Genomic DNA, 273 nt, shown 5'->3' with positions numbered 1-273 from the left:
GAGCTGGCTGGTCACGAGCAGAGGCACACTGATCGCCGTCGCCAGGCAGAACGATGCGAGCCATGCCGGCATGGCCGTCGGGCTCGATGGCCACAGCGCCATTCCCGTCGCAGTGAGGTACAGCGCCATCGCCATCACGCTCGGCCACGGCGAGTCGGCCTGCGGCAGGGTGAGCAGCCCGCGAACGACGTGATAGAAGGAGAAGGCAGCGGCGAGCGCGAGCATCGTGAACCGGTTCAGTGCGATCATGCCGATGCCTCCTCGGTCGTTTCC

At 66.7% G+C, this 273-nt stretch carries 1 protein-coding gene; it reads right to left on the bottom strand.

All coding sequences use genetic code 11. The annotated features are described in order from the left end of the window. The coding region (locus AAEY93_RS20580; RefSeq protein WP_351079517.1) for a hypothetical protein at positions 1-249 on the bottom strand (249 nt) is incomplete at its 3' end. Positions 250-273: the final 24 nt, after the last annotated feature.

It is taken from the genome of Shewanella sp. CAL98-MNA-CIBAN-0140 (assembly GCF_040309905.1).
Taxonomy (GTDB): Bacteria; Pseudomonadota; Gammaproteobacteria; order Enterobacterales; family Shewanellaceae; genus Shewanella; species Shewanella psychromarinicola.
The sequence above is the reverse complement of the archived record's forward strand: the minus strand, read 5'-3'. Positions and strand labels throughout refer to the sequence as shown.